A 20,088-nucleotide genomic window follows, 5' to 3' on the forward strand; every position below is an offset into this window, starting at 1 on the left:
AATTGTTTTTATTAAAAATGTCGCGCAACAACGAAACGGAGAGAGTGCAATGAGAAAAATCGCCGCGGTTCCTCTGGTTCTGGTCTCGGCTTTGATCGGCGGAGCGGTTACGAACTTATATACACAGAATACCGATACGGAATACAATAAATTCAAACAGGCCATTAGTATGCTGGAATCCGGTTATTTTAAATCCGTGGAGCGTTCGAAGCTCGTTGACGGCGCCATCAACGGCATGGTGGAGGCGCTCGACGACCCGTATTCCGACTATTTGAATCAGGAAGAGACGGAACAGTTCAACGAACACATTTCATCATCATTCGTAGGCATCGGTGCGGAGGTGAAGTCGGAGGACGACAAGATAATCATCGTATCTCCGATCAAAGGTTCGCCCGCGGAGAAAGCGGGACTGAAGCCGGGAGACCGGATCATGAAGGTGGACGAAACCGTGTTGGACGGAATGAAGGTAGCCGAAGCGGTTAAACTCATTCGCGGCGAGAAGGGGACGAAGGTGCGGTTAACGATCGTGCGTCCCGGACACGAGGGGGAGCTTGTCGTGACCATCGTTCGGGATACGATTCCTCTGGAAACCGTGTTCTACGAGATGACGGAGGACAAGATCGGAATCGTTACCGTGACGACGTTCGCGCAGCCGACGGCCGAGGAATTCGAGAAAGCGGTTCGCGAGCTGAAATCGAAAGGCATGGAAGGGCTTGTGCTTGATTTGAGACAAAATCCTGGCGGATTGCTCAACGTTGCGATTGATATGGCCAATATGTTTCTTGAGACAGGCAAGACAGTGCTGCAATCGGAGCGCCGGGGCGGAGAACGGGAGGTTTATAAGGCGGAGCATCGGGACGTCGGTTTGGACGGATTGCCGGTTGCGGTGTTGGTAGACGGCGGTTCCGCCAGCGCCTCGGAAATTATGGCAGCCGCTTTGCGGGATTCCGGAGGAGCGGCGGTAGTGGGCGTGAAGACGTTCGGCAAAGGAACTGCGCAGGCCGTATCCGAGTTCCCGGACGGCTCGAATATGAACTTTACCGTTGCCAAATGGTTAACGCCCAAAGGCGATTGGATTCACGAGAAAGGCGTCGTGCCTGATATCGCAGTGGAGCTGCCGGCTTATGCGAATATTCCGCTGATCAATCCGGAGCAAGAGCTAAAGCAGGACGCTTTCTCGGCGGAAATCAAATCGCTGCAGGAAATGTTATCCGCACTCGGTTACGAGCCGGGCCGCAAGGACGGATTTTTCGATCAGAGCACGAAGGAAGCGGTAATCAAGTTCCAGAAGGCGAAAGGGCTTGAACCGACGGGCACCGTAATCGGCGAAACGACGATTCAGCTGATTGAGCAGCTTAGAGAGAAAATTTTGGCGAACGATACTCAGAAGCAAGCGGCCGTAAAATGGGTTAAAGAGCGTATGTAGATGAAGTATGAACCGCGGTGGTCGGCTTTCGATTTCCGAGGTTCTTTTTTATAAGTGAAAATTCGTTTACTTATTAAGTTGCGTGAAGTATGATGGGGGCGGTTCGGTACATATTCTGAGGCAATGGTCAATTCGCTGCAAGAAGCAAGGGGCAAAGTAAAGTTTACCGTATATCCGGATGCGGACCACGACTCGTGGACGAAAACGTATAACAATCCGGAGCTGTATGAGTAGTTTGCAGCATTAACTGAACGAAAGGTAAGGGCTGGATCTATGAGCAAACATAGTACTGTTTGGTTGGAATGGGTGAAGCGGCTTCAAGCGATCAGCCAATCCGGATTAACGTATGCGAAGGACGTTTACGACATCGAGAGATACGAGCAGCTGCGCGATCTGAGTCTGGAAATGATGAACAAGTATACCGATATGGAAATTGAGCAAATTAGAGATTTGTTTGCGGGTGAGACCGGCTACGCCACTCCAAAGGTTGATATTCGCGGAGTGGTGTTTCGCAACGATCGAATATTGATGGTGAGAGAAAAGTCGGACGGGGGATGGTCCTTGCCGGGAGGATGGGCGGATATCGGAATATCTCCGGGCGAGACTGCAACGAAGGAGATCAAAGAAGAATCGGGCTTTGATACGACACCGGCGCGATTGTTGGCGGTATTGGATAAAGCGAAGCACAATCATCCGCCTTCAGCTTATCATATCTACAAAATTTTTATCCGGTGCGAGATTGTCGGCGGACAAGCGTCGGGAGGAATGGAAACGAGCGATGTGCGGTTTTTTTCAGAAGATTCCTTGCCGCCGTTATCGCTCGAGCGCAACACCGAGTTCCAAATTAAATTGATGTTTGAGTTTTTAAAAGATCCTGGGAAAGCGCCTGTATTTGATTAATTAGGGGTGCGCTTCACACGGTAAGGATATTACGGGTTCAATCCCCCACCTCAAAACACCCTCTAATTTGGATTTGGGAGCTGTAAGCGAAGAAACTTCGGTTGCACCGATCCATTTCTTGCTAATTATTTAAACCGCCGTAGCGGCGCGTTGGCGAGAAGATAATCCGAATCCGCGTCGATCACGGTCATCCGGCTGTGACAGCACGGAAACACCAGGAGCTTTTTCTTTCCTTCGCGTATATGCTTGAGCTCCTTCTTGCGAAGCGGAAGCAGCACATTATGCCGCCCGCAATAAGGGCATTCGGAAACGTACACGTCATCACCGACGGATTCGTAAGGCCACGTGTTTTCAAAAGGAATCATATTGTTCTCCTTTGTTGCAACCGCATGTATTGACACTTAGTATAGCGGAATTTGTCCGACATCAAAACTGTAACTTGAATTCCTAGGCTCGAGTGGTAAACTGAACTTAGTTTACTATACAAAACCACCAGGTGCGCTTATGGACAAAAAATATTGGGTACCGGCTTTAGAGAGGGCGCACGCGGTGCTGCAATGTATCGCGGAGCAGCCATCAAAACTACGGCTGATGGATTTGACGAAAGCTACGGGTATTAATAAGAGCTCCATGTTTTCCATCCTGCACACAATGGAAGCATTGGAATGGGTGAAGCGGGAGAAAGGCGATACTTACACGTTAGGCTCGGTTTTCGCGTTTTTGGGCAACGCCTATTTTTCCGGCATTAATCTTGTCGAGCTGTTTGCGGAGAAGGCGGCCGAGACTGTCGAACGCGTCGGCGAGACCGTGCAATTGGCCAGATTGGAGAAAGGCGACATCGTCTATTTGGCGAAGAAAGAAGCGGTATCGCCCGTTCGCCTGCTTTCCGAGCCGGGTATGCGAATTCCCGCGTACGCCACAGCCATGGGGAAGATGCTTCTATCACCAATGGACCGCCAGGAAATTCGCGCATTATTTCCTGGACAAACGCTGCAGCCGTTCACCTCGAATACCATTCGTTCCATTGACGAATTGTTCAAGCAGCTGGAGGAAGTGAGCTCCCAAGGTTACGCAACGGATATAGAAGAAGTCGTTCCGGGGTTTTGCTGCGCAGCCGCCCCAATATACAACAGGAATGGGGATATGATCGCGGCTGTCAGCTTTTCGATGCCTTCCCATCATTGGAGCGAGAAGCGGGAATCGGCGGTTTCTGAAATTCGAAGGCTTGCAAAGCTGTTGTCTGATGCAGTGTAAGAGGGGAGAGCGGATTCGATGAAGATTGCGAAGATGGAATTGTTTACGGTCCCGCCGCGCTGGTTGTTTTTGAAAATTACGACGGATGACGGCATTGACGGTTGGGGTGAACCGATCGTGGAGGGTCGTGCGGACACTGTCAAGGCGGCTGTGGAGGAGATGGCCGACTACTTGATCGGGCAAGACGCGGGCCGTATTGAAGATCTTTGGCAAGTGCTGTACCGTGGAGGCTTTTATCGGGGAGGCCCCATTCTTACCAGCGCAATTTCGGGAATCGAGCAAGCGCTTTGGGACATAAAGGGAAAGAAGCTTGGAGTACCGGTTTACGAGCTGCTGGGCGGTCCGGTCCGCGACCGGATGCGCGTATATGCATGGATCGGCGGCGACCGGCCGGCGGATACGGCGCTTGCGGCGAAGGAACAAGCGGCCGCCGGTTATACCGCGTTAAAGATGAACGGAACCGCGGAGATGGAGTGGATCGACTCCGCGGTGAAAGTGCAGGAAGCGGTGGAACGTCTGGCCGCCGTTCGCGAAGCGGTCGGCTTCGGCATAGGTATCGGCATCGACTTCCACGGCAGAGTGCACAAAGGGATGGCTAAGGTGCTGATGAAGGAGCTGGAGCCGTTCAAGCCTTTATTTATCGAAGAGCCGGTGCTTCCGGAAAATAACGAAGCATTGCTGGAGATCGCAAGACATACATCCGTCCCGATCGCTACCGGCGAGCGGATGTTTACGCGATGGGCGTTCAAACAGCTCCTTGCAAGCGGAGGCGCGGATATTATTCAACCCGATTTAAGCCATGCGGGCGGCATATGGGAAACAAGGAAAATTGCGGCGATGGCGGAGGCGTACGACGTGGCGGTTGCGCCTCACTGTCCGCTTGGACCGATTGCGCTTGCTTCCTCCCTGCAGCTCGATTTCTGCACGCCGAACGCTTTCATTCAGGAGCAAAGTCTGGGCATCCATTACAATCAGGGATCCGATTTGCTCGATTATTTGAAGGATAAGAGCGTGTTCCAGTACAAGGACGGATATGTCGAAAGATTGACCAAACCCGGTTTAGGCATTGAGATTGACGAAGAAAAAGTGAGAGAAGCGGCGGCGGCCGGTCACCGTTGGAGAAATCCGATATGGCGGAACCCGGACGGTTCGCTGACGGAATGGTAAGGAGTCTTATCATGTCGCATATTGATAGGCAAGAAGGCATTCGACTGTTGGAAACTACGAAGCTCGTGGCGATCGTCCGCGGGCTTCCAAAGCGGCTGGCGCTGCCGTTCACGCAAGCGTTGTATGACGCAGGCGTTAAAGTTTTGGAGTTTACGATGAACAGCGGCGATGCCGCGGAGATAATTGAGGAAGTTCAAGCCCGCTTCGGAAAGGTCATGTGGATCGGTGCGGGAACGGTCACCGATATGGAGACGGCAGTTGCGGCGAAGCAAGCCGGGGCTTCGTTCTTTGTTTCCCCTAACGTGGACGAGGATGTGATCCGCTTCGCCAATGAGCAGGGGATCGCGATGATCGGCGGCGCGATGACGCCTACGGAAATCGTGAAAGCGCACCGGGCCGGTTCGGCGTACGTTAAAGTGTTTCCTTGCGGAAGTCTGGGAACGTCATATTTTAAAGAGCTGCAGGGTCCGCTTTCTCACATACCGATGATCGCCGTCGGAGGCGTTACGATGTCCAACGCCAGGGAATATTTGCAAGCGGGTGCAGCCGCATTGGGCGTTGGAAGCAGCTTGATCAATATGAAGGCGGCGATAGAGGGCGATTTTCATGCGGTTCGCCAGCAGGCGCAAGCGTTCGTGCAAACCGTTCGGATAGATTAGCTAGTCAGCTGCGCGGCCGATTTGCGAATGTACAATTTGGGAGGAAGAATGACTTTGCGCCACTCGTCTCCGGCATTGCCTTCAATGCGGTCTATCAGCATCTGAATGCCGAGCGTGCCGAATTCGTAAGCCGGCTGCGCAGCCACCGTAAGGTAAGGATCCAACACAAAACCGGCTTCCAGCTCATCGAAGCAGACGACCGAAATATCCTCCGGAACCCGAATCCCTCGATCCAATAACGAGCGCATCGCCTCCAGCGCAAGAAAATTATTCGCGGCAAACAGGGCGGTCGGCGGATCGTCAAGAGACAACAACCGCTCTACAATATTACCCGCATGGATCTGCGTAAATCCGGCTTCCGCCATATAATCTTCCCGAAGGCTTATTTGATGCAGCTTCAGCGCTTCCTCGTATCCTTCCTTCCGCAGCCTGGCCGTCGACACGTTCGAAGCGCCGTTTATCATCGCAATCCGGCGGTGACCAAGGGAAATTAAGTGTTCCACCAACCGGCGCGCTCCGGTCTTGCTGTCGCCAACGACGGTATCGGTCTCGACGCCGGGGATCTCGCGGTCAAGCAAGACGAAAGGAATGCCGTGTTGCTTCAGCTTCTTCAAGTGTTCGGCAGAATGGTCATTGGCCGGAGCGAACAGCACTCCATCTACTTTGGAAGATAAAATCGTATCGATATATTCCTTCTCCTTCTTCGCGTCTTCGTCGCTGTTGCTCAGCAGCAGCCGGTAACCGAGCCTGTGCGCCGCGTCTTCGGCGCCCCGAACCAAAGTCGTGAAGAACGGATTCGTAATGTCCGTAATAAGCAAAGAGAGCAGCTTGCTTTTCTGTAAAACAAGGCTTCTGGCCATGGAATTGGGTACATAATTCAGTTCTTTCATAATGGTGAGAACGCGCTGCCTTGTTGTATGGCTGATCCTTCCAGTGTTATTGATAACTCTGGAAACGGTCATTGCGGAGCAATTCGCTCTCTTGGCGATGTCGTAGATCGTTACCATGCGCAAAATCCTTTGTTATTAAAGTTTTCGGCCACATATTCTTGTATTATTCTAACGTAAAATTATCTTGACAGCAATGAGCGATTCCGTTAGTTTAGGGTTATCGATAACTCTGCAATATCAATTCTATTCAATTCATAGAGGTGACGTTAATGGGTGCAAAAGTGAGCGCCGGAGCCGACGCGCTCGTAGTGGACGAGAAGGATGACGTAGCGACAGCATTGCGGGAGTTAAAATCCGGGCAATCGGTAACTTACCGGCTCTCGGCCAAGGTGCAAGAAGTTGTTTTGCAAGACGATATCCCGTTCGGTCATAAGCTGGCAATCAATGACTTGCCTGAAGGCGCATTGGTCCGCAAGTACGGCGAAGTGATCGGCCGCGCCACGAAACAGATAACGGCGGGGCAGCATGTTCACGTTCATAATGTGGAAGGCATCCGTGGCCGGGGAGATCAGGCGGTACAAGGAGGGAAAGACGCGTGAACGAATTTATGGGTTACGCAAGAGCGAACGGCGAGTTTGGCATACGAAATCATTTACTCATCATTCCCACAGTTATATGCGCGAATCAAGTCTGCAGCCGGATCATGCAGCTTGTTCCTGAAACCGTTGCCATACCGCATCAGCATGGCTGCAGCCAGATCGGCGCGGATAAGGACAGAACTTTCGAGACGCTCGCGGGAACCGGAAGAAACCCGAACGTCGGCGCCGTGCTGATCGTCAGTCTCGGATGCGAGGTCGTGAATCCGTACGAGCTGGCCGATGCGATTCGATCGACAGGCAAGCGGGTGGAAGTGATCGACATCCAGGAAGCCGGCGGCTCGGTGAAAGCGATCCAGAAGGGCGCCGAACTGGCCAAAGAGCTGCGCAGGGAACTGGATGCCATGAGCAAGGTGCCGGTACCGTTCAGCGAGCTACGAATAGGCGTGAAATGCGGCGGCTCGGACGCAACGTCCGGCATGGCGTCTAATCCCGCACTGGGAGCGGCGTCGGACGTATTGATCGAAAGAGGCGGAACGGTGGTCATCAGCGAAACCACAGAAATTATCGGCGCGGAGCATGTGTTGGCCGCGAGATGCGCAACTCCCGAAGTGGCGGGGCAGCTTTATGCATACGTGGAGCGCTTCGAGAAAGAAGTGGCCCGGATGGGGGCGGACATGCGCGGCGGCAATCCGAGCCCCGGCAACATCGCTGGCGGATTGACGACGATCGAAGAGAAATCGCTGGGCTGCATTAGCAAATGCGGCACATCGCCGTTGATGGGCGCTTTCGAATATGCGGAGCCAATCCCCGGCAAAGGATTGTATTTCATGGATTCACCGGGGAACGACATCGAATGCGTATCCGGCATGGCCGCAAGCGGCGTTCATCTCGTTTGCTTTACGACGGGACGCGGAACGCCGACGGGAGCAGCCGTTGTTCCTGTCGTCAAAATTACAGGGAACAAGGTCATGTTCGAACGAATGCAGGACAATATGGACGTAGACGTCAGCGATATTCTGGACGGAACTGCGGGAGTCCGCGAAGCCGGCCAACGGATCTGGCAGGAAATCGCCGAAGTGGCGGACGGCAAATTAACGAAAGCGGAAATTCTCGGACATCAAGAATTCAGCATTAACCGGATCGGACCAAGCTTATAGAAGAGGAGAGGCTGAAATGGGTAAACTCCAAGGGAAAATTGCGCTCGTAACCGGCGGAAGCCGGGGCATCGGCGAAGCCATAGCAATCAGATTGGCGGAAGAAGGAGCCAGCGTTGCGGTCAATTATACTTCGGATAAGAGCCGTTCATTGGCTGAAGACGTTGTGAACAGGATCAAGGTACTCGGCAGTAACGGCATCTCCGTGCAAGCGGATGTCGGAGTGAAAGACCAAGTGCAAAGAATGTTTGATGAAGTGGAGTCTAAGCTCGGTCCGGTGGACATCTTGGTGAATAATGCGGGAATTGCTCCGTTCGAATCGTTTCTTCACATAAAAGAGGAAACGTGGGACCGCACGTTCAATACGAACGTGAAATCGATCTTTCTTTGCTCGCAAAGAGCGGCGGAGGGCATGATTCAACAAAAGTACGGCAAAATCGTAAACGTTCTTTCTACAGCGAGTTTAATGGTCACGAGTCCCGTCATTCCGCACTATCAATCTTCGAAAGCGGCGGCGCATATGCTGACGAAAGGAATGGCGATTGAGCTCGGCAAGCATAACATCAACGTCAACGCCGTCGGTCCGAGCACGGTGGACACCGATATGTGCACGGACTATTTGGCCGATCCGGAAATTCGCCGGAAAGAAATCGAAGCGAATCCGATGAAGCGTCTCGGTACCGCAAGGCAGATCGGAGACGCGGTCGTGTTCTTGGCATCCGAAGACGCGATGCAGGTCAACGGCCATCTGCTCATGGTTGACGGGGGTCTGACCGTCAAAGCCGCACAACCTGAAGATCATATGGAACGTTAAAAAAAGAGGAAACAATTGCAAGCTCACCGAATATTAGTTATTGACGGCTTTGCTGTATCGGATAATTAATGGGGGCGGAAAGCGTGAAGAGACTTACAAAGTCTTACGACCGTAAACTGAGCGGTGTGCTTGGCGGGCTTGCCGAGTACATGGAAGTGGATGCGACCATTGTGCGGCTCATGTTTGTCATTGCGGCTGTTTTGACAGGTTTATTTCCGTGCGTGGTCGCTTATATTATCGCCGCCGCTGTCATGCCTTCCCGATAACGTAACCAAAGATATATTTTTGCATGGGCTGCCGAAAGGCAGTCTTTTTTCTGCCTGTAAGCCGAACGAACCTCTTCACTTGCAGCGTCATACGCTAGCAGTAGCGGGAAACAACGTTGACGGGGGGAGGAATAGGCGGCTATGGCAGGCAAAAAAATCAGACTAAAGGACGTACCGCAGCATAATAAAAATCAGTGGTTTATGAAGCTCGTCACTTCTGATACATGTAAAGTATGCAAAACTCAATGTACCAGAGGAATCGACTATTTGGAGCGGATGGAGCAACCCGGATCGGTAGGGTTCGGAGTACCGTGCATTTTGACGAAATACAGAATGAATAAGTAACCCAATCGTCGGCCACACCCTCAAAGCGGCATTCGGAAGCGAAATATATAAGAAAACAAATTGAGGGGTTTCCATGCTGCGAGAATTACTGATACGGCCTCTGCGTCGTCTTCGCGGTCGTAACCGTGTGTTGCGCATAGGCCTATGGTGCATGACGGTTACGGCGGCCTGCGCGGGATTGATTATAGCAGCCGCAATGATGTACGTGGCATCGCTTGATGTCGCCGCTTTTGCCAAACCGATGACACAGCCGACACAAATATTGGACCGAAACGGAGAAAAGATTTATACGCTGTCAGTGAGAAAATCGGAGCCGGTGCCGATCTCGGCGATGCCCGAATCCCTTATCCAAGCCATTATTGCGGTAGAGGATCGGAGATTTTACGAACATCCCGGAGTGGACATCCTATCCATCGCCCGTGCATTATATCGCGATTTGCGAGCCGGGAACATTGTAGAAGGCGGGAGCACAATCACGCAACAGCTGGCGAAGAATGCCTTCTTGTCGCCCGACAAAAGCTTCGAGCGGAAGCTCAGAGAAGCGGCGTATGCTCTTAAGATCGACATGACTTACGATAAACAAGAAATTATGGAACGCTATTTAAACACGATTTATTTCGGTGAAGGCGCTTGGGGCGTTCAAGCTGCGAGCCGCACATACTTCGGTAAAGACGTTGGAGAGCTGACGCTGGACGAAGCGGCGCTTCTCGCGGGCTTGCCGAAGGCACCGAGCCGGTATTCGCCTGTCAAAAACCCGGAAGGGGCGTTACAACGCAGAAATCTGGTGTTGACGTTGATGGCCGAGCAAGGAATGATTGACGAGAATACATTGAAGGATTCATCGGCGAAAGCGATCGTACTCCGGCCGCATGAGGAAAGCGAGAATCAAGGGAGATATGCGTCGTACGTCGACGCCGTCATTCAGGAAGCCATTGATGTGTACGGAATGTCGGAAAACCAACTCATGTCCGGCGGATGGGTCATAAAGACGGAAATGGACGGGACCGTTCAAGATGCTGCCGTGGAAGTTTATGCCGATCCGGCTCAGTTTCCGGATTCGGCAAACGGACAGCTTGTGCAGAGCGGCTCCGTGTTCTTGGATCAACGAACGGGCGGCATTCGCGCGATTGTCGGCTATCGGGGAGAAGGCACGTACCGGGCTTTCAATCGCGCCACCCAGCTGAGACGACAGCCCGGATCGTCGTTCAAGCCGATCGCCGCATACGGACCGGCACTCGAACAAGGGTATACTCCGCTCTCAAAGTTATATGACGGTCCGATCGACGTGAACGGATACCGCCCCCGCAACTGGGACAGGCGTTATCACGGCGAAGTGTCGATGTTCGAAGCGGTCCGCCAATCGTGGAACATCCCGGCGGTTTGGCTGCTTGACCGGATCGGGATTGAGAAAGGAATGGAGTTTGCGGAGCGGCTGGACATTCCGCTAACACCTCAAGACAGGAACCTTGGTTTGGCGCTTGGCGGCTTATCCAAGGGCGTTTCGCCGCTTCATATGGCTCATGCGTTCTCGGCGTTCGCCAATAACGGCTTGTTATATACGGCCCATACCATCGGCAGCGTGGAGAGTCAAGACGGCGAGATTATAGCGAAATTCGATGAGAAACCGCGGCAAGCGATCCATCCGCATATAGCGTACACAATGACAATACTGCTTCAGAATGCGGTAGAAAACGGTACAGGGCGCAATGCGGCGATCCCGGGCAGGCCGACGGCGGGGAAGACGGGAACGACCGAACTGCCCGAAACCGGTGAATTCGAAGGAATCCGAGGCGCCAAAGATTTATGGTTCGTCGGATACACTCCAGAGCTGACCGGAGCGGTGTGGATCGGGTACGATCAAACGGACCGGGAACATTACTTGACGACATCCAGCGCTGCAGCGGCCTCCGTATTTCGCGAAATTATGTCCAGAGCGTTAGCTGACGCGCCGCGTTCCTCCTTCGACGTTCCTGAAGGATTTAAAGCCGATTGGCGTGACCGCGGAGATGATGATAAGGACAAAAAGGGCAAGGATAAGGATAAAGAAAAAGATAACGATGACCGGAAAGAGAGGGGTAAGGAAAAGGGGAACGAAAGAAAGAAGGAGGATGAAAAAAGAGGCAGAGATAAACGGGATAATGACCGGGGAAAAGATCGGGATAAAGAGGATGAATGGGATGAATGGGATGATTAATCGACATCACTTGCCCGGCGGCTATTTACCGGCTTCTCATTTCGAAAAATTCGCATAGTTCTCTGTCATGGTAAGTAATGTCGCTGACTCCGGATTGAGTAACAACGGTTTTATCCGTAAAGCGAACGATGATTCCGCCTGAATCCACGACAAGATCGTCTTGAAAAACACGTATGCTGACTTGGCGTTCCATCGCTTCTTGCAAATCTTGATCCGATACTAACCGGCGGTTCCGTGACATGGTATGCTCTCCATTGTTTTTGGTATCATTTTATCATAAAAATGTACATGAAAAAGAGCCGGCAACTCGAATTGTTAAGGGTTACCGGCTTTATTTTGCAAAATAACGCAGCACATATTCCATTCCGATGCCGCCGAGAAATATGCCGAAAATCCCGACAATGCCCGACAACACCGGCGGTGCAGGGGCGGGCAGTTTAAGCAATTTGAACACGGCACCTAACAGTGCACCCACGAGTAAAGATAAAATAATATCCTTCATCCGCATAATCACCTTGGTCATCAATGGTCCCGAGAAGAAGCCGGAAGCACTTTCTTCGTTACGGTATCCATTATTCCCAAATGCATCGGAAAGACTTCATTTTAGACGGTCAAAGACCGTCTATTTATTTCCTCTAAAAGAATCGATAAGAAATCCTGCGACAAATTGAGCTCCTTCGATTTGTGGTAAACCTCGATCAGTAACTCGTCACTAATGATGTTCATGACTTGCTTGTCTCTCCTTCTCCTGTTCTTTTTATTATTTATTTAAGAAAATGATACAGGAAGCTTGGACACAAGGGCAAGTAATAAAAAACCAAAAGTTTCGACAGCGAGAGCACGAAGAAACAGGAAAAATGTCGGAAGTCCATCCGCATTGAATAATGTTGGAAAAAAGTGATTAAACTAAAAAAGCCCGCATTCCAATGAATGCGAGCGGCGGTAAATGTTTATCTCGCGATAAATTCTTGTACCCATTTGCCGTTAAAATAACCTACACCAATTGTGGTGAAGTTCGGGCTCAAGATGTTTTGACGGTGCCCTTGGCTGTTCATCCACGCGTTCATTACTTCTTGCGGAGTCCGCTGACCCATGGCAATGTTCTCTCCGGCATAAGTGTACCGGATGCCGTAAGACTTCATCATGTCGAACGGAGAACCGTACGTCGGGGACGTATGGCTGAAGTAGTTGTTGTAATGCATGTCTTTTGCTTTATCCAGTGCCATAGCCGACAAAGCGCTGTCTTTCGCCAACGGCTTCAAACCGGCTTTCGCCCGTTCTTTATTTACCAATGTAACCACTTGATTTGCATAAGTGCCTGCGGTCGTTGTAGAACCCGATCCGGTGCTTGGAACATTGAGAACCATTCCCGGCCAGATGATGTTAGGGTTTGCCACTTGAGGATTGGCCTGAATGAGGCTGCTCAACGAAATCCCATGCTGCCGGGAAATCGTCCACATCGTGTCGTTGGCGTCTACCGTGTACGCCGCTGCAGAAACCGCAGTTGCTCCCGCGAATGTGCCCAGTGCGAGCAATCCCGCCAAAACGGACTTCTTGAAACGCATCATTCCATCTCCTTTTTACGGCCTGCGAAGTTAGCTGACGGATTCGGGTCAAAGAGCAATCACCCGGCCACTTGCGTGGCTTCACCCCAAAGACGGGTTCCCCCGCGCTTCTTGCGAAGCTTCGGCCTAGATTTTAAAGTCGCGTTCTATTCTAGCATCTGCTCCTGTTATGTTCATTGCATAAAGTTTTCCAACTCGGCGCTTTATCCTTCGTTTCCTCGGCAATAGCTGCGATTTTACGGTCCGTCAACGATTCTTGCGATAAATGGGACAGGCCGAACCTATAATTAGACGGCTATCAGCTAGGGGATAATCTATTTTTTTGTGCGTATGTGCCGGACAATAGACAAGTGTCGGGTTGATTGACGGTTGTAATGAATAGGATAAGATCGAGGTTGGTTTGCCCCGAAAGGAGTGAATGCAAGAGATGAGACGCGTCGCAAGCAAGTGGGCAAAGTTTCAAGTTCTAAGGCGTCATAGCGGGGCTGCGAAGCATGTTCCGTATATGCAGCTCTTCAGTTCGTCCGCTTTGAGAGGAATGTTGTCGAGATTTAGCTTTGTCGTCGCAAAGCCGGTCGTCGGCTCAGGAGGATATGGGGTTATAAAAATCGAAAGAGTAGGCGAGAGCGGATACCGTTACCATTACAAATCGCGAACTAAAGTTCATCAATCGTGGAATGGGCTTATTTCAGACATAAACCGAATCCGCGGAAGCAGAAAATATATGCTGCAGCAAGGAATCGATTTGGCAACGATTCACGGTAGAAGGGTCGATTACCGGGTCAAGCTCGTCAAGCGCGGATCGGGCTGGAAGATAACTGCCGTCGTCGGCCGACTCGCCCGGCCGGGCCTGTTCGTGACGAATCTTTCCAGGGGCGGAACCTTGATGAAAGGAAGGGAAGCGCTGAGGCGAACGTTCCCCAGGTTAGTTAAATCGAAGAAAGATACAATGACCGGAGTCGCTCGTACTTGCACGTTTCTGCTGGAATCCCGTTACCCCGGAATAGGGGAGCTCGGTTACGACTTCGGTATTGACAAGAGAGGTACGGTTTGGATATTCGAAGTAAATACGCGACCGCAATAATGGTGCGATAAACAGCCGAAGCTGCCTGAAAAAACAGGCGGCTTTGTTTGTTCTGTTAGATACCGCTTTTAAATCAGAATTCATTATTGATTGACAGATCATAAGAATACGGATAGTATGCAGATTTAGTCTTGATTTTGCCGCATTCGGAATTCAGGTTAATCATTACAATAATAACGAATGGAGGTTATAGGTAAGTGACTAAAAATGTAAAACACGAATATCTTGATATTTATCGCGCTCTTGGTATTTTTGCAGTTATTATCATCCATGTCACATCTTTTCCAATGGATCAACTCGAAGATGAGACTTTCCAACATTTTTTTTACATGTTTTTTAATTACGCCAGTCATTTTGCCGTACCTTCTTTTTTATTTCTAAGTGGAATAGTTTTATTTTACAATTATGTTAAGAGGGATCGAGAGGGAGAAAATTGGGTACTTCATTTTTATAAGAAGCGATTGTTAAATATTTTAGTCCCTTATCTTATATGGTCTTTTTTTTATTTTATATGTGTACAACTAATTAATGATACGAATATTTTTTTCAATATCAAAACCTATTTTATTAATCTGGCCACCGGTAAAAATTATACTCATCTCTATTATTTTGTAATCATCTTGCAGCTCTATATATTATTCCCGTTATTTTTAAAGTTAGTAATCTCAAGCGATTTAATTCGGAAGAAGTTTGTCTTTCTGGCCGTAATTGTTCAGATCGTTTTCTTTTTAATAAATAAATGGTTTATCGGTATTAACCAAACCGGGAGCATGTTTATTACTTATTTTTTGCATTTTTGTGTGGGAGCGTATATCGGGATGGAGTTAGATAAAGTTTTTCGTTATCTGAAGTCCCGCAGTTGGCTTTTAGGCTGTATTTTTATAACCAGTATGTTAATTTATATATTTTCAGAAAAAATATATTATAGATGGTTCACCGATTTGCTGCCATATAAAGCTTATATTAATTTTTTTATATATTATTTATTTACATTGACTGCTTCTGTTGCTTTGCTTCTTATTTCCAAATATATATTTAATTATAGAAAGAATTTGATTGTCGGCATTTTGGGTAAAATAGGAAATGCATCATTTACCATATTTCTAGCTCACCCGATTTTCCTGGAGCTATGGAGGAGGCACATTATTTCCAATTACGGCGAGTACTATCATTATCTAACATGGATGGGCGGTGTTGTTGCTTTGGCCTGTTCGTGGGGTTTATACATTCTTTTAAAAAAGACGAGATGGTCATGGATATTAATTGGCAAGTGATACTTCTGGCAAAGCCCCGATTTTCGGGGCATTTGTTTTTTGGCCGTTAATTGGAGGATCACAAAAAATTTTTACCGTTCTGTAAAACTTTTCAAGCTATTGTGCGTCAAATATATGTCGCTAAAATGATGGGGTCGACACCGTCTTTTACTGACATTTTTATTCTGATCTAGAGAAAAGAGGAACCGGACGATGGTGAGAAAATCATGGATTTCGATCATGCTTTGCGCCGCAATTGTTATTTCGTTAATCCCGGCGGCTGCAGGCGCCGTGTCGAGCACGACAACGCAAGTGATTCTATATCTGGACAGTACGGAAGCCTATATAAATAACCAACCGTATACGTTGGAGGTCCCCGCGATAGCGGACAAAGGCAGAACTTATTTGCCCGCAAGATTTCTAAGCGAGACGCTCGGTTTTAATATCAGTACGAATCCCGTCACGAAAGCCCTCATTCTTCACACGACCTATTCCTATATCGAAATCGACCAACGGGCAAAGATTGTAACCGATAACGGCACGATTCTTCCTTTCAACGAATATGTCTACTTCAACAAAGACGGAAGATTGCTCGTTCAGATGGCGTGGGTTGCGAAAGCGATGGGCGCCACGTTCACGTATACCGGCTCGGAAAAGAAGGTTGAACTTACGTATATCAAGCTTCCTGCCGGTTCGGGGAACATCAATCCGTCCCAACCGGTAGCCAAATTCACGTTTGAGAAGCCGTTTTACCGGATTGGCGAGCCGGTCAGAACCATTGATTTAAGCTACGACACGGACGGGCAAAATTTGGCCAGGACATGGGGAGGGCTGAAGGACGCTTTCTTCCAAGCGGGATCATACGCTTTCTTCCAGCCGGGAACGTATCCCATTACACTTACAGTGAAAGATACGAGTAACAACGTCAGCGAAGTGTATACAAAAGAACTGACCGTCATTGACGAAGTATTCCTTACGGAACAGGAATATCCGTTCTATTATGCGAAAGAAGGAACTTCTTTCAAGACGAATATGAGCTTGCTTTCCTTGCCTCAAGTGCCGAATTCGGTTCGCTACGACACAAGCCGCAAGCTTCTTGTCAGCGACAGCCCTGAGATTATAACGGAGAAGGGGATCTTATATCAGGATGTCGTTAAAGGAAAGGGAAGATTGTACGCAAACCATCAAAACGGCATGAACGAGAACGTTACTTTCGCGATCGTTGCAACGAATCATACGGAACAAGAAGTACGAATAAGAACCACCAACAAAGGAGAAGTATATCCGTCTCCATTGGCCAACTTAATCGGACATATCGCATCCGTCGACTTTCTATTGGATGAGATGCCGGACGAATACCTTTCGGTAAAACCGCGTTCGTCGGTAACGTACAAACTTTTTCCTCAGTTTTCACCGAAATACGGCGTAAATACGTTTTACGATATCGAGACGGACGGGGAAGTGATGTTTACTTTCGTCGCTATGGACCCGGGCGCGGGAGTGGAGCAATTCGATCAAAGCTACCTGCCGCGTCTGCCATATTTTAAACACGTCCGCGGAACGTTCCCGTCTTCCGACATATATATCGAAGGCAGAACCGGAGGAGTCCCTCTCTCGGCGCCAATGCGGCTCTCGATCGGCGATAATACCATTGAGCCGTATATTAGGGGATTTGATGCGATGGAGCATCGTGAGGCGGAAAACAAAGGGAACTACGGTGTTAATCACCACATTAGAATCGATAATCCCGGTAAAATCGCCATTCTATTCCGTCCGAGGGGCGGCAACTTTAAGGGACCGATAAAAATAAACGGGCAATTGGTGATGGCGCCTGTTTCCGGAACGTTGACAACTTCCAGCGGCGTGTACGTGCTGAAGAGAACGACAGGCGAAGAGAAGGTGTTGGACATTGAGCTTACACCGCCCGCCGGGTCTTATTTCCCGGTAGATCTCATCTTTTACCCGCTGAAAACATTGAACTGATCGTAGTGAACCAAAAGCCGTCCAATTGGGCGGCTTTGCTTGTTTTTAGGGCGACCGGTGCAACAAAGTCCAACATTTACAAAAATATCCCATTGAGGAAATACCATCTTTATATATAATCTAATTCACCGAGGAGGTGATTGTTTTGAACAAACGAATGTAAACGCTTTATTTCCCAAAAGATGTATACTCCAAAAAGACGAGGAGGCATGTAATGATTAAGAAAAGATTCATCTCATTTTTGCGGAAGCCTCATTTACGATCGCGCTTATCGACGGACAATTGAACTTGGAGCTCACCGGAACGGATCCGCGCATCAATGCGCTTGTCATAACGAAACTCCCGAATCGGGTGAAGGGCGACAAGACGAACGTTTATATGGCAGGCGATTCCACCGTGATGTCGTATCCTTCCCGCTTCTACCCGATGGCCGGCTGGGGACAGAAAATCGCGCACTATTTTACAGACGATATTACGTTCACCAACAGGGCTATCGGCGGCCGAAGCTCGAAGAGCTTCGTGTTGGACGGCAGGCTGGACACGATTTTGACCAATATTCGTCCAAGCGATTATTTATTCATTCAATTCGGTCATAACGACGCTTCTAGCAGACCGGAGCGGTATACGGATCCTTATACTACGTACAAACAATATTTAGCAATGTATGTGGACGGTGCGCGCCAGCGTCATGCAATTCCAGTGCTTGTTACGCCGGTAGGGCGCAGAAGCTGGGACAGCGAAGGACAGTTCAAGAACGATTTTCCCGATTATTGTATTGCCATGAAGCAGGTTGCCGAAGAGAAAAACGTTCCTTTGCTCGATCTGAATACGAGAAGTATTGAATTGTACAACTCGATCGGCATCGAGGACACCAAGTCGATATTTTTATGGCTTGAACCGGGAGAATACCCTAATTATCCGAACGGGGTTCAAGACAATACACATTTCCAAGAAGCCGGAGCGCTGCAAATCGCGAAAGTTGTAAGTGAAGGAATCCGTGATATGGATTTGGCTATTAAGGAATATTTAAAGTAACAGGTTATGAATATGACGGGAGGAATTCGGATGAACAGAAGCATTTTGCTCAAAATGCTCTGCATGGTGCTGATGATGGTTGCCGTGAAGCAACGCTTCAACTTTACATGTACATGAGGAACGATACATTGCACCCTAACCGATCAGGAGCGACAGAGCTTGCCCGCATCGTTGCGGAGGAGTTGAAGAGTCAAGGCCTGGACGGTTTTACGGATGAGAAGAAGTAGAAGGGGACGGAAATGCGACATGAAAACTGCTGTTTAAGCAGGTTCATGTCGCATTTTTCATTACTTGAGAAGAAAATATTTACAAGTCCGGGAAAGCAGGGTATGATTATCGTTGACTGAATAGTCAACCGAAGAAAAGGAGGGGTTTCGATGTGGGAATTAGCTTTGAAGAACGTAAAGTTTAGAAAAACCCGATCATTATTGACAGTCCTCGGCATCTTGGCGGCAATCCAACTTTATGTCGTTATGTCCAGCCTCATGGATGTATTCGAAAAAGACATCCAGAGTCAAATATCCGGTATGGCCGGACGAATCGTTGTCGAATATAAGTCCGAAGGAATCAATTTCCCGCCTCTGGACACCGTGATCAAGGAGGATTCAGCCGTTCAAATCCTCCGAATGTCCGGCATTGATCTTACCCGCAGCAGCGCGTTGTTATTTCAAACGATCATTCCGGCACCGGGACCGAACATGCCTCCAAGCGTATTGGCCGTCGGTGTCGAACCGGGAAAAGAATCCGCCTACTTCGGAGATATTGACGTGGAAGGGGAACGCCGCCTCGAAAATGACCACAGCGTGATTCTCGGTGCGGATGCCGCGGAACATTACGGGGTCAACTTAGGCGACAGCATCACACTTCGGGACGAAACTTTTACCGTTATCGGAATGTTTGCGGAAACCAACTGGCTGATCGACGGTTCGTTCGTGCTTCCTTTAAAAACCGCCCAAGACATCTTTGTCAGGCCGGCATTAGTGAGTGCGATCATGATCACTGCCGCCAAAGCGGACGAAGCGAGAGCGCTGGCTGATCAAATCAATGCCGGTGATCCGAAGCTTAAGGCTTCGACGTCGGCGGAACTGGCGAAAAATGCGGAAAAGCTGCTTGAAGCGCAGCGCACCTTCTTCACGATGATTAATAACACCGCAATTATCATTGCGATATTAATAGTTAACATTGTAATGGTCATGTCCATTTTTGAGAGGAGAAAGGAAATAGGAACGTTAAAAGCCGTCGGCGCGTCCGGAAGAAAGATTATCGGGGCGGTTCTCGCCGAAAGCCTCTCTTTAAGCTTGTTAGGCGGTATTCTTGCGCTGCCGGTCTCGATTGTTTTGAACGGATTGATGTTTGAGGAGTGGGTGTTAGATCCGGCAAAATGGCTGGAAACCGTTGCCGTATCAGCGCTTGTCGGCCTTCTTGCCGCGCTTTGGCCCGCTTGGTCGGCACAGCGCGTCAACCCGCTCGAAAGCTTGCGTTATGAATGATTCAGGAGGC

At 49.5% G+C, this 20,088-nt stretch carries 22 protein-coding genes and 1 riboswitch; of the genes, 16 read left to right on the plus strand and 6 right to left on the minus strand.

Features of this window, described 5'->3' with window-relative positions:
- The first annotated feature begins 49 nt into the window (after nucleotides 1-49).
- Together JET16_RS00275 and JET16_RS00280 are read left to right on the plus strand one after the other, a co-directional pair.
- The gene (locus tag JET16_RS00275) at nucleotides 50-1,426 is read left to right on the plus strand and encodes a S41 family peptidase (RefSeq protein WP_199613584.1); all 1,377 of its coding nucleotides are present in this window, start codon (nucleotides 50-52) and stop codon (nucleotides 1,424-1,426) included.
- 273 nt (nucleotides 1,427-1,699) lie between these two features.
- Nucleotides 1,700-2,326 (plus strand): NUDIX hydrolase, encoded by a 627-nt coding sequence (locus JET16_RS00280; RefSeq protein ID WP_199613585.1) that lies wholly within the window; start codon nucleotides 1,700-1,702, stop codon nucleotides 2,324-2,326.
- Nucleotides 2,327-2,451: 125 nt separating this feature from the next.
- Here the strand turns inward: JET16_RS00280 and JET16_RS00285 are convergent, their stop codons facing one another.
- The gene (locus JET16_RS00285) at nucleotides 2,452-2,691 is read right to left on the minus strand and encodes a hypothetical protein (protein ID WP_199613586.1); all 240 of its coding nucleotides are present in this window, start codon (nucleotides 2,689-2,691) and stop codon (nucleotides 2,452-2,454) included.
- 139 nt (nucleotides 2,692-2,830) lie between these two features.
- On the opposite strand from JET16_RS00285, the gene JET16_RS00290 reads away from it, so the two are divergent.
- From JET16_RS00290 to JET16_RS00300, 3 genes are read left to right on the plus strand one after another with little or no spacing between them, the layout of a single operon-like run.
- A complete protein-coding gene (locus JET16_RS00290) occupies nucleotides 2,831-3,580 on the plus strand; it encodes an IclR family transcriptional regulator (protein ID WP_199613587.1) in 750 nt (249 codons plus the stop codon).
- Nucleotides 3,581-3,598: 18 nt separating this feature from the next.
- Nucleotides 3,599-4,747 (plus strand): galactonate dehydratase, encoded by a 1,149-nt coding sequence (gene dgoD / locus JET16_RS00295; RefSeq protein WP_199613588.1) that lies wholly within the window; start codon nucleotides 3,599-3,601, stop codon nucleotides 4,745-4,747.
- Nucleotides 4,748-4,758: 11 nt separating this feature from the next.
- A complete protein-coding gene (locus JET16_RS00300) occupies nucleotides 4,759-5,406 on the plus strand; it encodes a bifunctional 4-hydroxy-2-oxoglutarate aldolase/2-dehydro-3-deoxy-phosphogluconate aldolase (RefSeq protein WP_233530903.1) in 648 nt (215 codons plus the stop codon).
- On the opposite strand, the gene JET16_RS00305 is transcribed toward JET16_RS00300, so the two are convergent.
- Nucleotides 5,403-6,413 carry a LacI family DNA-binding transcriptional regulator gene (locus JET16_RS00305; protein WP_199613589.1) on the minus strand — a complete coding sequence of 337 codons (1,011 nt, stop codon included), beginning with the start codon at nucleotides 6,411-6,413 and terminating at the stop codon, nucleotides 5,403-5,405. The two genes, JET16_RS00300 and JET16_RS00305, sit on opposite strands and share 4 nt — an antisense overlap.
- Nucleotides 6,414-6,565: 152 nt before the next feature.
- Here JET16_RS00305 and JET16_RS00310 point away from each other — a divergent pair, with 152 nt between their 5' ends.
- The 6 genes from JET16_RS00310 (at nucleotide 6,566) to JET16_RS00335 (ending at nucleotide 11,668) form a co-directional block, all read left to right on the plus strand.
- Nucleotides 6,566-6,895 (plus strand): UxaA family hydrolase, encoded by a 330-nt coding sequence (locus JET16_RS00310; protein WP_199613590.1) that lies wholly within the window; start codon nucleotides 6,566-6,568, stop codon nucleotides 6,893-6,895.
- Nucleotides 6,892-8,052, plus strand: a complete 1,161-nt coding sequence (locus tag JET16_RS00315; RefSeq protein ID WP_199613591.1) for a UxaA family hydrolase — start codon at nucleotides 6,892-6,894, stop codon at nucleotides 8,050-8,052. The genes JET16_RS00310 and JET16_RS00315 overlap by 4 nt, the downstream gene beginning before the upstream one ends.
- 16 nt (nucleotides 8,053-8,068) lie before the next feature.
- A complete protein-coding gene (locus tag JET16_RS00320) occupies nucleotides 8,069-8,863 on the plus strand; it encodes an SDR family NAD(P)-dependent oxidoreductase (protein WP_199613592.1) in 795 nt (264 codons plus the stop codon).
- Nucleotides 8,864-8,946: 83 nt separating this feature from the next.
- Complete coding sequence (locus JET16_RS00325; protein WP_199613593.1) at nucleotides 8,947-9,129, plus strand: PspC domain-containing protein; 183 nt, start codon at nucleotides 8,947-8,949, stop codon at nucleotides 9,127-9,129.
- A gap of 141 nt (nucleotides 9,130-9,270) precedes the next feature.
- Nucleotides 9,271-9,474, plus strand: a complete 204-nt coding sequence (locus JET16_RS00330) for a hypothetical protein (RefSeq protein ID WP_199613594.1) — start codon at nucleotides 9,271-9,273, stop codon at nucleotides 9,472-9,474.
- 151 nt (nucleotides 9,475-9,625) lie between these two features.
- Entirely contained in the window at nucleotides 9,626-11,668 is a 2,043-nt protein-coding gene (locus JET16_RS00335; RefSeq protein ID WP_199613595.1) for a transglycosylase domain-containing protein, read from the plus strand.
- A gap of 25 nt (nucleotides 11,669-11,693) precedes the next feature.
- On the opposite strand, the gene JET16_RS00340 is transcribed toward JET16_RS00335, so the two are convergent.
- The 4 genes from JET16_RS00340 to JET16_RS00355 form a co-directional block, all read right to left on the minus strand.
- Nucleotides 11,694-11,909 (minus strand): hypothetical protein, encoded by a 216-nt coding sequence (locus JET16_RS00340; protein ID WP_199613596.1) that lies wholly within the window; start codon nucleotides 11,907-11,909, stop codon nucleotides 11,694-11,696.
- Between the two features lie 90 nt (nucleotides 11,910-11,999).
- Nucleotides 12,000-12,170, minus strand: coding sequence for a XapX domain-containing protein (locus JET16_RS00345; protein WP_199613597.1), 171 nt, complete (start codon nucleotides 12,168-12,170; stop codon nucleotides 12,000-12,002).
- A 101-nt stretch (nucleotides 12,171-12,271) separates the two neighbouring features.
- Nucleotides 12,272-12,394, minus strand: coding sequence for a sporulation histidine kinase inhibitor Sda (sda, locus tag JET16_RS00350; RefSeq protein WP_199613598.1), 123 nt, complete (start codon nucleotides 12,392-12,394; stop codon nucleotides 12,272-12,274).
- A gap of 224 nt (nucleotides 12,395-12,618) precedes the next feature.
- Nucleotides 12,619-13,236 carry a CAP domain-containing protein gene (locus tag JET16_RS00355; RefSeq protein ID WP_199613599.1) on the minus strand — a complete coding sequence of 206 codons (618 nt, stop codon included), beginning with the start codon at nucleotides 13,234-13,236 and terminating at the stop codon, nucleotides 12,619-12,621.
- A 1-nt stretch (nucleotide 13,237) separates the two neighbouring features.
- Nucleotides 13,238-13,370, minus strand: a riboswitch (cyclic di-AMP (ydaO/yuaA leader).
- A gap of 290 nt (nucleotides 13,371-13,660) precedes the next feature.
- Between JET16_RS00355 and JET16_RS00360 the strand changes: the two genes are divergently transcribed.
- The 5 genes from JET16_RS00360 to JET16_RS00380 all read left to right on the plus strand — a co-directional run bounded on the left by JET16_RS00360 (nucleotide 13,661) and on the right by JET16_RS00380 (nucleotide 20,078).
- Complete coding sequence (locus JET16_RS00360; protein ID WP_233530904.1) at nucleotides 13,661-14,317, plus strand: YheC/YheD family protein; 657 nt, start codon at nucleotides 13,661-13,663, stop codon at nucleotides 14,315-14,317.
- Nucleotides 14,318-14,514: 197 nt separating this feature from the next.
- Nucleotides 14,515-15,591, plus strand: coding sequence for an acyltransferase (locus tag JET16_RS00365; protein WP_199613601.1), 1,077 nt, complete (start codon nucleotides 14,515-14,517; stop codon nucleotides 15,589-15,591).
- Between the two features lie 192 nt (nucleotides 15,592-15,783).
- Complete coding sequence (locus JET16_RS00370; protein WP_199613602.1) at nucleotides 15,784-17,553, plus strand: stalk domain-containing protein; 1,770 nt, start codon at nucleotides 15,784-15,786, stop codon at nucleotides 17,551-17,553.
- Between the two features lie 288 nt (nucleotides 17,554-17,841).
- The gene (locus JET16_RS00375) at nucleotides 17,842-18,588 is read left to right on the plus strand and encodes a rhamnogalacturonan acetylesterase (protein ID WP_233530905.1); all 747 of its coding nucleotides are present in this window, start codon (nucleotides 17,842-17,844) and stop codon (nucleotides 18,586-18,588) included.
- Nucleotides 18,589-18,965: 377 nt separating this feature from the next.
- Nucleotides 18,966-20,078 carry an ABC transporter permease gene (locus JET16_RS00380; protein ID WP_199613603.1) on the plus strand — a complete coding sequence of 371 codons (1,113 nt, stop codon included), beginning with the start codon at nucleotides 18,966-18,968 and terminating at the stop codon, nucleotides 20,076-20,078.
- Nucleotides 20,079-20,088 lie beyond the last annotated feature (10 nt).

The organism is Paenibacillus alkalitolerans (assembly GCF_016482785.1).
GTDB lineage: Bacteria > Bacillota > Bacilli > Paenibacillales > YIM-B00363 > Paenibacillus_AE > Paenibacillus_AE alkalitolerans.